Source organism: Burkholderiales bacterium (assembly GCA_036262035.1).
Taxonomy (GTDB): domain Bacteria; phylum Pseudomonadota; class Gammaproteobacteria; order Burkholderiales; family SG8-41; genus JAQGMV01.
This window is the reverse complement of record DATAJS010000010.1, coordinates 963,431-977,597: the sequence shown is the minus strand read 5'-3', so window position 1 is coordinate 977,597 and position 14,167 is coordinate 963,431. Positions and strand designations below refer to the sequence as shown.

13 protein-coding genes are annotated in these 14,167 nt (G+C 68.2%); 8 read left to right on the top strand and 5 right to left on the bottom strand.

The features are described 5' to 3' along the window. Positions 1–11: 11 nt before the first annotated feature. On the top strand, positions 12–416 hold the full coding sequence (locus VHP37_12560; protein HEX2827174.1) for an RDD family protein: 405 nt from the start codon (positions 12–14) through the stop codon (positions 414–416). Positions 417–419: 3 nt separating this feature from the next. On the opposite strand, the gene lptG is transcribed toward VHP37_12560, so the two are convergent. Together lptG and lptF are read right to left on the bottom strand one after the other, a co-directional pair. Beyond that, on the bottom strand, positions 420–1,493 hold the full coding sequence (lptG, locus tag VHP37_12555) for an LPS export ABC transporter permease LptG (protein ID HEX2827173.1): 1,074 nt from the start codon (positions 1,491–1,493) through the stop codon (positions 420–422). Beyond that, positions 1,490–2,572, bottom strand: coding sequence for an LPS export ABC transporter permease LptF (lptF, locus tag VHP37_12550; protein ID HEX2827172.1), 1,083 nt, complete (start codon positions 2,570–2,572; stop codon positions 1,490–1,492). The genes lptG and lptF overlap by 4 nt, the downstream gene beginning before the upstream one ends. Before the next feature lie 163 nt (positions 2,573–2,735). On the opposite strand from lptF, the gene VHP37_12545 reads away from it, so the two are divergent. The 4 genes from VHP37_12545 (at position 2,736) to VHP37_12530 (ending at position 9,838) form a co-directional block, all read left to right on the top strand. Then, complete coding sequence (locus VHP37_12545) at positions 2,736–4,229, top strand: leucyl aminopeptidase (protein ID HEX2827171.1); 1,494 nt, start codon at positions 2,736–2,738, stop codon at positions 4,227–4,229. Next, positions 4,229–4,663: a DNA polymerase III subunit chi gene (locus VHP37_12540; GenBank protein HEX2827170.1), complete on the top strand. Its 435-nt coding sequence runs from the start codon at positions 4,229–4,231 to the stop codon at positions 4,661–4,663. The genes VHP37_12545 and VHP37_12540 overlap by 1 nt, the downstream gene beginning before the upstream one ends. A 467-nt stretch (positions 4,664–5,130) precedes the next feature. Further along, positions 5,131–7,920: a valine--tRNA ligase gene (locus tag VHP37_12535; GenBank protein ID HEX2827169.1), complete on the top strand. Its 2,790-nt coding sequence runs from the start codon at positions 5,131–5,133 to the stop codon at positions 7,918–7,920. A gap of 7 nt (positions 7,921–7,927) precedes the next feature. Then, on the top strand, positions 7,928–9,838 hold the full coding sequence (locus tag VHP37_12530) for a hypothetical protein (GenBank protein HEX2827168.1): 1,911 nt from the start codon (positions 7,928–7,930) through the stop codon (positions 9,836–9,838). Positions 9,839–9,851: 13 nt separating this feature from the next. On the opposite strand, the gene VHP37_12525 is transcribed toward VHP37_12530, so the two are convergent. The 3 genes from VHP37_12525 to VHP37_12515 are packed head-to-tail and all read right to left on the bottom strand — an operon-like array spanning position 9,852 to position 12,664. After that, a complete protein-coding gene (locus VHP37_12525) occupies positions 9,852–10,922 on the bottom strand; it encodes a hypothetical protein (protein HEX2827167.1) in 1,071 nt (356 codons plus the stop codon). A 16-nt stretch (positions 10,923–10,938) separates the two neighbouring features. Continuing rightward, the gene (locus VHP37_12520) at positions 10,939–11,166 is read right to left on the bottom strand and encodes a sulfurtransferase TusA family protein (protein ID HEX2827166.1); all 228 of its coding nucleotides are present in this window, start codon (positions 11,164–11,166) and stop codon (positions 10,939–10,941) included. Positions 11,167–11,221: 55 nt separating this feature from the next. Next, entirely contained in the window at positions 11,222–12,664 is a 1,443-nt protein-coding gene (locus tag VHP37_12515; protein HEX2827165.1) for a M48 family metalloprotease, read from the bottom strand. 53 nt (positions 12,665–12,717) lie between these two features. On the opposite strand from VHP37_12515, the gene moaC reads away from it, so the two are divergent. The 3 genes from moaC to soxZ all read left to right on the top strand — a co-directional run bounded on the left by moaC (position 12,718) and on the right by soxZ (position 14,139). Continuing rightward, positions 12,718–13,212 carry a cyclic pyranopterin monophosphate synthase MoaC gene (gene moaC, locus VHP37_12510; protein ID HEX2827164.1) on the top strand — a complete coding sequence of 165 codons (495 nt, stop codon included), beginning with the start codon at positions 12,718–12,720 and terminating at the stop codon, positions 13,210–13,212. 129 nt (positions 13,213–13,341) lie between these two features. Continuing rightward, positions 13,342–13,803, top strand: coding sequence for a thiosulfate oxidation carrier protein SoxY (soxY, locus tag VHP37_12505; GenBank protein HEX2827163.1), 462 nt, complete (start codon positions 13,342–13,344; stop codon positions 13,801–13,803). Between the two features lie 15 nt (positions 13,804–13,818). Then, a complete protein-coding gene (gene soxZ / locus VHP37_12500) occupies positions 13,819–14,139 on the top strand; it encodes a thiosulfate oxidation carrier complex protein SoxZ (GenBank protein ID HEX2827162.1) in 321 nt (106 codons plus the stop codon). The last annotated feature ends 28 nt before the right edge of the window (positions 14,140–14,167 follow it).

Genomic DNA, 14,167 nt, shown 5'->3' with positions numbered 1-14,167 from the left:
GCACGACCACGATGAATCTCGCGCCGATCGGCCGCCGGCTGATCTCGCTCATCTACGAAGCCCTGCTGCTGACCGGCCTGCTGTTCTGCGCCGCCTTCGTGTATTACGCGGTCGAGCAGCGGGTCGCCGGCGGTCACACCCGCGCCGTGTTCCAGCTCTACCTCGCGAGCGTCGCGGGGCTGTACTTCGTGTGGCAGTGGACGCGCGGCGGCCGCACGCTGCCGATGAAGACGTGGCGGCTCAGGCTCGTCACGGCCGACGGCACGGCGGTGCAAACCCGGCAAGCGCTGGTGCGCTACGTGGCGGCGCTGGCGGGCGCGATCGCGTTCGGCGCCGGATTCACCTGGGCGTTCTTCGACCGCGACCGGCAGTTCCTGCACGACCGGATCGCCGGCACACGCATCGTCAGGGAATAGAGGTCAGCGCCGTTCCTGGAACCAGGCGGTGCCGATCGCCAAAGCCAGAAACACCAGCGTCGGCGTGATCCCGGCGAACGTCGCCGGCCAGTCGTAGAGCAGCCCCAGCGAGCCGAACAGCCGGTTGATCACGTAGAACGCGAGGCCGAGCATGATGCCCGCGACGATGCGCCCGCCGACGCCCCCCTGGCGCTTCTGGAACAGCGCGAAAGGCAGCGCGAGGACCATCATCACCAGCACGGCCAGCGGATACATGACCTTGGTCCAGAACGCGATCTCGTAGCGCAGCGCCTTCTGGCGGTTCTCTTTCAGATGCTGCGAATACGACCACAGGCTCCATGCCGACATGCGATCGGGCCGCACCAGCAGCATCGACAGGATCTGCGGCTCGAGCACCGAATACCACTGCAGCTCCGGGATCTTCTGCACGCGGGTGCGCTGGCCTTCGAACGTCGTCGTGACCACGTCCGACAGCTCCCACGTGCGGTCCTTCAAGTAGGTTCCGTGCTCCGCCTGCGACAGCGTGCGCAGGCGGTATTCCTCGTCGAACTCGTAGATGCGGATGCGCTTCAATTCGGACGTCGGCGTCACTTCGCCGACGTTGACGAAGTTGCGTCCGTCTTTCACCCACAATCCCGAGCGAAACTCCTGCGCGACGATGCCGGCGATCGCCAGCGAGCGCATCCGCTGCGCGAACTGCTCGGCCGGCGGCCCGATGAACTCGCCGAACACGAACGTCAGGATCGCGAAGACCAGGCCGATGCTCACGAGCGACATGTTGAGGCGCGTGAGCGAGACGCCGGACGCGCGGATCACGGTGAGCTCCGAGCTCGCCACGAGCTGAGCGAGGGCGAACAGCGTGCCGATCAGCGCGGCGATGGGAAAGACCTCGTAGACGTGCGTCGGCGCCCTCAGCAATACGTGCAGGGCGATGTGCTTGAGGCGATACCCACCGCGGCCGAGATCCTTCATCTCCTCGACGAGATCGAAGAACGAGAAGAGCAGCACCAGCGCGAGCACGACCAGCAGCGTCGCGACGACGATCTCGGTCGCGAGATAGCGGCGCAGCGTCCTCATGCGGCGGCGCGGCGGCGCAGGATGGAAAACGGCATGATGCGGCGGTAGAACACGAGCGCGAGCAGCACGAGCATCGCAGCGTGCACGGCGAGGCCCGCGGTAAAGCTCACGCGGGACTGCGCGATCCACGCCTGCACGATCGAGAGCAGGTTGTTGTAAGTCATGTAGATCAGGATCGCCATGACGAAGTTCATCGAGCGTCCCGCGCGCGGGTTGATGAAGGACAGCGGGATCGCGAGCACCGACAGGATGAGCGCGCTCACCGGCAGCCCGATGCGCCACGAGAGCTCGGCGAGGTTGCGCGGGTTGGGCTCCTGCAGGAGATCGGCCGTGCTCGAGGTCTTGGTCGTCGGGGCGCGCGCCGCCATGGCGCCGATCTCCACACGCATCGAATACTTGTCGAACTCGTAGACCCGGTATTCGGGCGTGCCGGGCGCGCCTTCGTAGCGCCGCCCGTTCAGCAGCACGAGGAAGCGGTCGCCGTTCTCCGAAGTCTCCTGGTAGCCGCGCCGCGCGACCATCACGCCGAGCTTCTGGTGCTGGTTCGAGCTCACGAAGATGTTCTGCACCACGTTCTCGGCGTCGGAGACTTCCTCGACGAAGTACACGCGCTCGGCGCGGTTCGACTCGCGAAAGACGCCGGGAACGATCGCGGAGACGTCGTCGCGGCTGTCCATCAGCCGGCGCAGCTCCTCGGAGCGGCTCACCGCCCACGGCGACAGGAAGAGCGACAGGAGGCCGATGATGAGCACGAGCGGGACTGCGAACGACAGCACGGGCCGTACCCAGCGCGTGAGGCCGACGCCGCTCGCGAACCACACCACCATCTCGAAGTCGCGATAGCTGCGCGTGAGCGTGAGCAGCACCGCGATGAACGTGGTGAGCGACAGCAGCACCGCGAGATAGTTGACGAGGGTCAACCCCAGCAGCGCGAACACGCCGGTCGAGGTGATGAGCCCGGTTGCGGCCTGGCCGAGCAGCTTCACGAGCTGCGTCGTGATCGTGATGCCGAGGAGCACGAAGAAGGTGGCAAGCGCGGTGTTCGCGAACTCGCGCACCAGGGCCTTGTGGAAGATCATCAGGCTTTGCTTTTGCCGAACGATGTGCGGATAATCAGCGATCTACGTACGCTTGGGCTTCGAGCGTACCGAACGCCGGAGCACGCAAGCGAGACGCACCGGGCGTTCCCGTCAAGATCCTTCACGTGCACGTCGAGTGCACTTCCCGCACGAGGAGCAAGTTTTGGAATTTAGCATAAAAGGTTTGCAGCCGGGACGAAGCAAGAGCGGCTGCGCGGTCGTCGGTGTGTACGAATCGCGCAAGCTCGACCGCGCGGGCGCCGAGCTCGACAAGCTCGCCAAAGGCTATCTCGCCGATCTCGTGAAGCGCGGCGACATCGAAGGCAAGAGCGGCTCGACGCTCCTGCTGCACGACGTGCGCGGCGTCTCCGCCGAGCGCGTGCTCCTCGTGGGACTGGGGCGCGAAGCCGATTTCGGCCCGCGCCAGTACCGCGAAGCGGTCGCGGCGGCGATGCGCGCGCTGTCGTCGACCGGCGCGAAGGATGCCGAGCTCCATCTCACCGCGATCGACATGGACAAGCACGACGCCGAGTGGCGCGTGCGCCAGGCGGTGGCGCTCGCCAACGAGTCGCTGTATCGCTTCGACGCGATGAAGAGCAGCCGCGACAAGGCGAAAGCGACGCTGCAGCGCGTGACGCTCGCGGTCGACGGCAAGGGCGAGTCGCGCAAAGCCGAGCGCGGGCTTGCGCAAGGCGGCGCGCTCGCGGCGGGCATGGCGCTCACCAAGGATCTCGGCAACCTGCCGCCGAACGTGTGCACGCCCGGCTTCCTCGCCGAGCAGGCGGTGAAGCTCGGCAAGCAGTACAGGATGAAAGTGCAGGTGTTCGAGCGCGACGAGATGAAGAAGCTCGGCATGAACACGCTGCTGGCGGTCGCCGCGGGCAGCCACGAGCCTCCGAAGTTCATCGTCATCGAGCATCGCGGCGGCGGCAAGAACGAGAAGCCCGTCGTGCTCGTGGGCAAGGGCGTCACCTTCGACACCGGCGGCATCTCGATCAAGCCTTCGGCCGAGATGGACGAGATGAAGTTCGACATGAGCGGTGCGGGCAGCGTGCTCGGCACCATGAAGGCGGTGGGCGAGCTTGCGCTCCCGCTCAACGTCATCGGCCTCGTGCCCACGACCGAGAACATGCCCGGCGGCCGCGCGACCCGCCCCGGCGACATCGTGAAGAGCATGTCGGGCCAGACGGTGGAGATCCTCAATACCGACGCCGAAGGCCGCCTCATCCTGTGCGACGCGCTGACCTACGCCGAGCGCTACCAGCCCGCGGCCGTCATCGACATCGCGACGCTCACCGGCGCGATGGTGATCGCGCTCGGTCACGTGGCGACGGGTTTCTTCTCGAACGACGACGGGCTCGCGGAAGAGATCGTCGCGGCCGCCGACGCCGCGCACGACCGCGCCTGGCGCATGCCGCTGTGGGACGACTACCAGGATCAGTTGAAGAGCAACTTCGCCGACTTCGCGAACATCGGCGGGCGTCCCGGCGGCAGCATCACCGCGGCGTGCTTCCTGTCGCGCTTCGCGCGCAAATACAAGTGGGCGCACCTCGACATCGCGGGCACCGCGTGGCGCGGCGGCAAGGAAAAAGGCGCGACCGCGCGGCCGGTGCCGCTGCTCCTGCAGTTCCTGCTCTCGCGGGTGCGCGGCGCCTAGTGACTCAGATCGACTTCTATTTCAACGTCGCGGACAAGCTCGTCACCGCTTGCCGCATCGCGGCCAAGGCCTACGGCCTCGGCAACCGCATGCTCGTGCTCTGCCCCGACGGCGAGACCGCGACGCGCATCGACCGCATGCTGTGGACGACGCCGGCGACCGGGTTCATCCCGCACTGCTCGCCGCGCGATCCGCTCGCGGCCGAGACGCCGATCATCGTCGATCACGGCACGCAGGAACCCGTCGGCGACCAGGTGCTGCTCAACCTGCGCGCCGAGTGGCCGCCGTTCTTCGCGCGCTACGAGCGGCTGGTGGAGATCGTCAGCGCGGACGACGAAGCCGACAAGCAGGCCGCGCGCGAGCGCTTCAGGTTCTATCGCGAGCGCGGGTACGAGATCCGCAGGCACGATCTCGCGGGGGCGCAAAGCGCATGAGCGAAGAGCCGAACAGGGCCGGCGCGCCCGGCGAGGACGAGGACCTGCCGGTGCTCACCGACATCGCGCCGGATCCCGATCTCGTCGCGACCGCCGGACAGGGCGCGGCCGACTCGGGTCCGGTCGAAGTGATCTCCCGCGTGCAGAACCAGAACCTGCAGCACGCGATGTACCAAAAGCTGCACAAGGAGATCGACGGCCGCATCCAGGACGTGGTGCGCGAGCAGCTCATGCCCAACCTGGGCGATGCGCTGAGCACAGCCGTCCAGCACATCACGCAGGAAATCAAAACGAACCTAGGCGCGCTCGTGCGCGCGTCGGTCGAGCAGGCGCTCAAGGAACAATTGAGCCTGCCCGCGCCGGCCCCGGAATCGAAAGCACCCGATGCACATCCCGAATCGCGAGGCGCCCAGATGAGCGCGTCCGCTTCCACCCCGGGCGCAGCCGCCCCCGCGCAGGCCTCGCCGATCGCCGACGCGCTCGCCAAGAGCTTCGAGCCGCGCGCCATCGAATCGCACTGGTATCCGCTGTGGGAAAGCAGCGGCTATTTCCGCGCCGGTCTCGATCGCGAAAAAATCGACGGCTACTGCATCCTCCTGCCGCCGCCCAACGTCACCGGCACGCTGCACATGGGCCACGCATTCCAGCACACCCTGATGGATGCGCTGACGCGCTATCACCGCATGCTCGGCGAGAACACGCTGTGGCAGGCGGGCACCGACCACGCCGGCATCGCGACCCAGATCGTCGTCGAGCGCCAGCTCGAGGCGCAGGGCATTTCCCGACGCGACCTCGGCCGCGAGGCGTTCGTCGAGCGCGTGTGGCAATGGAAGGAGCAGTCGGGCTCGACGATCACGCGCCAGATGCGCCGCCTCGGCACCTCGTGCGACTGGGAGCGCGAGCGCTTCACGATGGACGAGGGCCTCTCGCAGACCGTCACCGAAGTGTTCGTGCGCCTGTACGAGCAGGGGCTCATCTATCGCGGCAAGCGCCTCGTCAACTGGGACCCGGTGCTGCAGACCGCGGTGTCGGACCTCGAAGTCGAGTCGAAGGAAGAGGACGGCCATCTCTGGCACATCCGCTATCCGCTGGCCGACCGTGAAGGCCATCTGGTCGTCGCGACGACGCGGCCGGAGACGATGCTCGGCGACGTCGCGGTCGCGGTGCATCCCGACGACGAGCGCTACAGGCACCTCATCGGCGCCAAGATCGCGCTGCCCCTGACCGATCGCCAGATCCCGGTGATCGCCGATACTTACGTCGATCCCGCTTTCGGCACCGGCTGCGTGAAGATCACGCCGGCGCACGACTTCAACGACTTCGAGGTGGGGCAGCGCCACCGTCTCACGCCGATCAACATCTTCACGCTCGACGCGCACGTCAACGACAACGCACCGTCGCGCTACCGCGGTCTCGACCGTTTCGCCGCGCGCAAGCTCGTCGTCGAGGACCTCGAGGCCTACCACCTGCTCGCCGAGGTCAAGCCGCACAAGCTGATGGTGCCCCGCTGCGGCCGCACCGAGGCGGTGGTCGAGCCGATGCTGACCGACCAGTGGTTCGTGAAGATGGAATCGCTCGCGAGAAGCGGGCTGGACGCGGTTGCCAAGGGCGATATCAAGTTCGTCCCCGAGAACTGGACGACGACCTACAACCAGTGGCTCGAGAACATCCAGGACTGGTGCATCTCGCGCCAGATCTGGTGGGGCCATCGCATCCCGGCGTGGTACGACGCGCAGGACAACGTCTACGTCGCGCGCACGCGCGAAGAGGCCGAAGCCAAGTACCGCTGGGCCCGCGGCGCCGACGCCTCGGCCCCGCTGCGGCAGGAAGAGGACGTGCTCGACACCTGGTTCTCGTCCGCGCTGTGGCCGTTCTCGACACTCGACTGGACGCCCGAGTACCCGGCGCGCTCCAACCCCGCGCTCGACCTCTACCTGCCGTCGGCGGTGCTCGTCACCGGTTTCGACATCATCTTCTTCTGGGTCGCGCGCATGGTGATGATGACGCTGCACTTCACCGGCAAGGTGCCGTTCCGCGAGGTGTACATCACCGGCCTCGTGCGCGACGCGGAAGGCGAGAAGATGTCCAAGTCCAAGGGCAACGTGCTCGACCCGCTCGACATCGTCGACGGCATCACGCTCGACGCGCTCATCGCCAAGCGCACCAGCGGGCTCATGGATCCGCGCCAGGCCGAGCGCATCGAGAAGATGACCCGGCGCCAGTTCCCCGACGGCATCCCGGCGTTCGGCACCGATCCGCTGCGCTTCACCTTCGCCAGCCTCGCCTCGCACGGCCGCGACATCAAGTTCGACCTCGCGCGCTGCGACGGCTACCGCAACTTCTGCAACAAGCTGTGGAACGCGTCGCGCTTCGTGCTGATGAACTGCGAAGGCAAGGACGTCGGTCTCGACGAGACGCTGCCCGTCGAGCTCTCGGTGGTCGATCGCTGGATCGTCAGCCGGCTGCAGCGCGCCGAAGAGGAAGTGCGCCAGGGTTTCGCGCAGTATCGCTTCGACAACCTGTCGCGCGCGATCTACGAGCTGGTGTGGGACGAGTACTGCGACTGGTACCTCGAGCTCGCCAAGGTGCAGATCGCCAACGGCTCGCCCGCGCAGCAGCGCGGCACCCGCCGCACCCTGGTGCGCGTGCTCGAAGCGATCCTGCGTCTCGCGCACCCGGTGATCCCGTTCATCACCGAGGAGCTGTGGCAGAAGGTGGCGCCGCTCGCCGGCAGATCGGGGCCTTCGATCATGCTGCAGCGTTACCCTCAGCCTCAAGCCGAGCGCATCGACGAAGCCGCGGAGCTCGAGGTGCACGCGCTCAAGGAGATCGTCACCGCGACGCGCACGCTGAGGAGCGAGATGAGCATTCCGCCGAAAGACAGGCTGCCGCTGCTCGCGCAGGGCGATACGGCGCGTCTCACGGCGTTCACGCCGTACCTCGCGGCGCTCGCGCGGCTATCCGAGGTGAGCGTGGTCGACACGCTTCCGACGGCGGACGCGCCGGTCGCGATCGCGGGTGAGGCCAAGCTCATGCTGAAGGTCGAGATCGACCTCGAAGCCGAGCGCGAGCGCCTCTCCAGGGAAGTTGCGCGCCTCGAAGGCGAGATCCGCAAGTCCGAGGCGAAGCTCGCCAACGCGAGCTTCGTCGAGCGCGCGCCTCCGGCCGTCGTCGATCAGGAGCGCCAGCGCCTCGACCGGCACTCGGCGATGCTCACCGAAGTGCGCGCGCAACTGGGCAAGCTCGGTCCCGGCTAGGCCCGGCGTGCTCGGGAGCGTGCTGAAGCGGCTGCTGCCGCAACGCCTCACCTTCCGCCGCACCCGTTTCGCCGACGTCTACGCGCTCTACGAGCGCGGCGAGCTCGCGCGGGCCGAGCGCGACAGCGCGGCTATCGGGGACGCCGAGCGGCCGGACATCGATTTTCTTCGCGGCCTGATCGCGAAGAAGCGCAGCGACCCGGTCGCCGCCGCGCTCGCGATGGAGGCCGCGGCCGCGGCGCGGCCCGGCGAGACCGCGTTTCACTTCGCGCTCGCCGACGTTCTGTTCGCCCTGCACCGCTTCGAATCGGCGCTCGAGCACTACGAAGCCGCGCTCGCCGGCGCCAAGCTCGACAGCGCGTCGCGCGTGTCGGCGCTGCGCGACGCCGGGCGCGCGTACATCCGGCTCGGTCAGACCGCACGCGGCTGCGCGTACCTGGAGCGGGCGCTCGAGCACGCGCCGGGCGACCCGGCGATCGTGAACTACCTGTCGACGGCGTTGTATCGCGAAGCCCGCATACCCGAGGCGTGGCGGGCGATCGAGCCGCTGGTGCGCGCCGGCCTCGGGGGCATGCGCCTGAGGCGCGCGCTCTTCCTGCCTGCGGTCTACGAAAGCCAGACCGAGATCGACGCAGTCAGGGCGCGCTTCTCCCAGGAGCTCGACGAGGTGCTCGATGCGCGCGAACCGCACATCGCCGATCCGGCCGCCGAGGTCGGCGTCACCGGGTTCAACCTCGCTTATCACAACCGCAACAACGCGCCGCTGCTCGCCAAGCTCTGCCGCGCGATGCGCCACCTCTGTCCCGCGGCGGCGCAGGCCGCGCCGCCGAAGCGCGCGCCGCGGGGCCGGCGGCTGCGCATCGGCTTCGTCTCCTCGTTCTTCCAGCTGCACTCGGTCGCGCGCACCACGATCGGCTTCATCCGCGACCTGCCGCGCGAGCGCTTCGAGGTGCACGTCTTCGCGATCGAGCCGGCGCAGGACGCGATGGGCCGCGCCGTCGAAAGCGCCGCGGACGTCTACGTGAAGCTCGCGCGCGACCTCGGCGCGATCCGCCGCGCCGTCGCGGACGCCGCGCTCGACGTGCTCGTCTTCGCCGACGTCGGCATGGACCCGATCACCTACGCGCTCGCGCTGTGGCGGCTCGCGCCGGTGCAGGCGGTGTCGTGGGGACACTCGGACACCAGCGGCGTCGACACGATCGACTACTACCTGTCGGCGGAGGGCGTGGAGATCGAATCGGCCGATGCTCACTACACCGAGCGGCTGGTGCGGCCGCGCGCGTTCTTCCTCGGCGGCTACGAACGCCCGCGCCTCGCACAGCCGATCGGCCGCGAAGCGCTCGGCCTGCCCGCGGACGTCCGACTCTACGGCTGCCTGCAGCCGGTGTTCAAGCTCCATCCGGACATCGACGCGGTGCTGGTCGCATTGCTGGAGCGCGACGCGCGCGCAGAGATCGTGCTGCTCGAATCGAAGGCGCACGCGGCCGAACTGGTGCGACGGCGCTTCGCGCGAACGCTCGGACCGCTCGCGTCGCGCATCCGTTTCCTCCCGGCGCTGCCGATGGACCGTTACGTCGCGACGCTCGCGGCCATGGACGTGGCGCTCGACCCGCTGTACTTCGGCGGCTGCAACAGCTCGTGCGAAGCGCTCGCGCTCGGCGTGCCGCTGGTGACGCTGCCGGGCGCGCATCTCTACGGGCGCTTCACGCTGGGCCTGTATCGGGAGCTGGGGATCGAGGATTGCGTTGCCGCGAGCGTCGAGGACTACGTCGAGCGCGCCCACCGCCTCGCGAACGATCGCGACTACCGCACCGCCGTGAGCCGCGAGCTCGCGGAGAGGAGCGGCGCGCTCTTCGACCGCAAGGACATCACGCTCGCATACGCCGATTTTCTCGAAGAGGCCTTCGCGCGCGCGTGATGCGCGACCGGCTTCATTCCGCCAGCAGCGGCTGGCGCGCGGCGCGCTTCAAGACCTCCGTGAAATCGGCTGCGGTGCAGCCGCCGGCATCGACCGGACGGCTGCCGAAGAACGCTTCGACTCGGCTCGCGATGCGATCGAGCGGCACGTCGCACAGCGCGGCTTCGAGGTCCGCGCACAACCGCCGTGGCGCGAACGCGCAGCCGCCGGTGATCCACGCGCGGGAGAGCGTGCGCGTCGCGCGATCGCAGATCACCGCGACGGTCAGCGTGCACGCTGCCGTGCGGTGCGCGGCCGACAGCAGCGGCGCATCGGACGCCGGTCTTGCCGCGTGGTCGAGCCAGTCTGCCGACTCGATCGCGGGCAGCGCGGCCTCGCAGCGCGCATGCTCGGACAGACCGAGATCGCCTTCGCGCAGCTCCACGCCGAACTCGCTTTCGAACGCCTCGACGAGGTTGGCCCTGACGGCGCGCGCGTCGGGCGGGCGGCCGAGCGCGCCGGCGACGTCGGCCACGCGCAGCGCCGCCGCCGACTCCAGCGCTGCGGCGTCGCCGCTCCACGGCGTCCTCAGCACGCCGAGCGCGGTCGCTGCGTCCGCTTCGAGGCGCAGCACGGCCTGGAACAGGACGGCGTCGCGCTCGATCGCAAAGCCGCCTGCGGCGACCGCTCGGCCTTCGATCTCGATCTCGGCGCGGCCGCGCAGCCTCGCGTCCAGTCCGAGGGCGCTCAGGCCCGCGGCCGCGGCATGGCAGATGCGGCGCCCGAGCGCGTGCAGCGGAACGGTGCCGACGTCGCGCCGGTGCAGGTAGAGCTCCCAGACGAGGTGGCGCTCGTCGACGTAAGTCGCGGGCCCGCCGGTGATCCGGCGCGACAGCGCGAGGCCGCGGGTGCGGCAGTAGTCGGGATCGAGCGCCTGCGCCGCGCTGTCGCGGGCGGCGAGCCATACGCTCCGGGTCGAGCGCGCGAAGCGCAGCGTCGAGGGAATCTCGTCGGCGGCGCGCGCTTCGAGCAGCGCGCGGCTCAGCGCGACATTGCGCACGGGTGAGGCGAGACCGGTGTCGACGAAGCGCCAGTGCTCGGCCATGCGAGGGCTCGCTACCTCATTTCTTCTGCATGAAGAACACGAACTCGTTCTCGAGGCTGTCCGACGAGAGCAGCGCGTTGCCGGTCTGCTTGGAGAACGCCTGGAAGTCCTTCACCGCGCCCGGATCGGTCGCGACGATCTTGAGCACCTGACCCGACGTCATGTCGGAGAGCGCTTTCTTGGTCCTGAGTATCGGCAGGGGGCAGTTCAACCCCCGCGCGTCGAGTTCCTTGTCGAACTGCATGTCAACCTCGGTGCGTGTTGCGAGGCGTGGACTATACAGCGTATCGCCCTGGGGCTCACCGCAGCGGCGACTTGTCCTTGCGCTCCGCCTCGTCGATCTTGCGCAGCTCGCGCAGCCGCGCCTCGACCGCCGACATCTGGTAGAAGTCCCCGTCGCCGCTCTTCAGCGCGATCTGCATCTGTTCGATCGCCCCGCGCGTGTTGCCCATGCGCGCGTACGCCTCGCCCGTCGCGCGGTGCTGCGCGAGCCGCTTGCCGAGCATCGCGTAAGCTTCGCCTTCCATGAGGTAGAGCTTGGGGTCGTCGGACAACGTCTGCTTACGCTGGGCGATCACCGCAAGCGCCGGCTCCGGGCGCCGCATCTGCAGCAGAAGCTTGGCGTACTCGTAGGACAGCGCGCTATGCCGCGGATGCGCGGCCAGCGCATCGCGATAGCAGCCGAGCGCGCTTTCGGTGTCGCCGGCCGCGCGGCGGATGCGGCAGTCGAGCGTGACGACCATCGGGTGCGAGCCGGCGACACGCTTGAGCGCATCGTATTCCTTGCGCGCGCGGGGGTAATCCTTGAGCCGGACGAGCGTCGTCGCGAGACCGTAGCGGCTGGCGGCTTCCGAGAGATAGCGTTTCTCCGAGAGGCTTTGCTCGAAGAAGTCGCGCGCCTGCGGCGCGGGGTCGAGCTCGGCGCGGACCTTGGCGCGCACGAGCTGGAACTCGAGGCTGTCGGACACCTGGCGATAAGGCAGGCGCTCGAGGCGGTTCTGGATGTCGGCGATCCGCTCGTAGGTCATCGGATGCGTGCGCAGGTAGGCCGGCGCGCCGCCGACGTCGTAAATGCGCGTCGCGCGCTGCAGCCGCTCGAAGAACACCGCCGCCGCGCGCGGGTCGTACCCCGCCTTTTCGAGGATCTGGAGCCCGATGCGGTCGGCCTCGCGCTCGTGGTCGCGGGTGAAGTTGATCATGTTCTGCACCGCCGCGCCGGTGCCGAACGCCGTCGCCGCGCCGGCGACGTCGGGGTTGGAGCGCGCGGCGAGTATGGCGACCGCGAGCGCCGCGAGCGACAGCACCGCACCCTGCTTCTGCTGCGCGATCATGCGCGCGATGTGGCGCTGGGTGACGTGCGCGATCTCGTGGCCCAGCACGCTGGCGAGCTCCGATTCGCTCTGCGCCGCGATGAGCAGCCCGGTGTGCACGCCGATGTAGCCGCCCGGCAGCGCGAACGCGTTGATCGAGCGCTCGTTGATCATGAAGAACTCGAAAGACTGGCGCGAATCGGCGCCACGCGAGACCAGGCGGTGACCGATGTCGTTGATGTACTGCGTCGTCTCGGGGTCGTCGTAGTACTGCCGGTCGGCACGGATCTCGCGGATGATCTCGTCGCCGAGGCGTTTTTCCTCGAGCGCGCTGAACGACGCCTGAGCGGATTCGCCGAGATCGGGCAGACCTTCGGCGAGTGCGCGGGGCACGAGCACGAGGGAGAAGAGCAGCAGGGCACGGAAAATCATGGTGCTATGATAAGGCCGCCTTCACGCAAGTTCCGCACCGCGCAAACCCCCGTATGCCCGCAGACAAGCTCACCCATTTCGACGCCGCCGGGCAGGCGCACATGGTCGACGTCGGCGACAAGGGCGAGACCCGGCGCATCGCGCGTGCGGCGGGGCGCATCGCCATGCTTCCCGCCACGCTCGAGACGATCGCGCAGGGCAGCGCCAGGAAAGGCGACGTCCTGGGTATCGCGCGCATCGCGGCGATACAGGCCGCCAAGCGCACCGCCGACCTGATCCCTCTCTGCCACCCGCTCGCCCTGACCAAGGTGTCGGTGGACCTCACGCTGGATACCGCGGCTTCGGCGGTTCACTGCATCGCGGTCGTCGAGACGTTCGGCCGCACCGGGGTGGAGATGGAGGCGCTGACCGCCGTCAGCGTAGGTCTTCTCACGATCTACGACATGTGCAAGGCGGTCGACCGCGGGATGCGCATCGAAGGCATCGCCCTGCTGGAAAAGCAGGGCGGGCGTTCGGGCCATTGGCGTGCCGCCGGCTCGAGTGCCTGAAAATTGACACCGCGCGGTGGACACCTGTGCGGAACTGCTCTAGCATACGCGCCTCTTAGAACAGGCTAATGCCCTGAATCTCAAGGGATTGTTAGCCATTCGGTTATAACGATATTCCCGGAAGGCGATATGAACAACCGACGCAGATCGTTTCTCGCAATCGCCGGCGGCGCCGGCGCGCTGGCGGCGGCAGGCCTGCTCAAGCCCGGTGCGGCGCAGGCCGCGACCTGGAACAAGCAGGGCTTCGAAGCCAAGGCCTATACCGACGCCGTAAAAGGTCTCGGCGCCTCCAGCCTCATCGAAACCAAGGACATCGCGATCACGGCGCCCGACATCGCCGAGAACGGCGCGGTCGTCCCGGTCGCGATCACGAGCAAGATCCCCAATACCCAGAGCATCTCGATCATCGCGGAGAAGAATCCCTTCCCGCTCGCGGCGACTTTCGACGTCGCCGGCGGCGTCGAGCCTTACGCTTCGGTGCGCCTCAAGCTCGGCCAGACCTCGAACGTGCGCGCCGTCGTGAAAGCGGCGGACGGCAAGTTCTATACGGCGGCCAAGGAAGTGAAGGTCACCGTCGGCGGCTGCGGCTGATACGCGGAGAGAACAATGGCAGAACCGATGAGAATCAGGGCCACGCTGCAGGGCGACGTCGCCGACGTGCGCATCCTCATGCGTCATCCGATGGAGACCGGCCAGCGCAAGGACGCTAAGGGCGAGATCGTGCCGGTCCACTTCATCCAGAACGTCGTCGTCACTCACAACGGCAAGACGGTGCTCGACGCGCAGTGGAGCCAGGCGGTGTCGCGCGACCCGTTCCTCGGCATACGCGTCAAGGGCGCGAAAGCCGGCGACAAGATCGCCGTCACCTGGACCGACAACCGCGGCGACAAGCGTACCGACGAAGCCACCGTAGCCGCCGCGTCCTGACAATAACGATGCTCGCGCCTCACAGCGA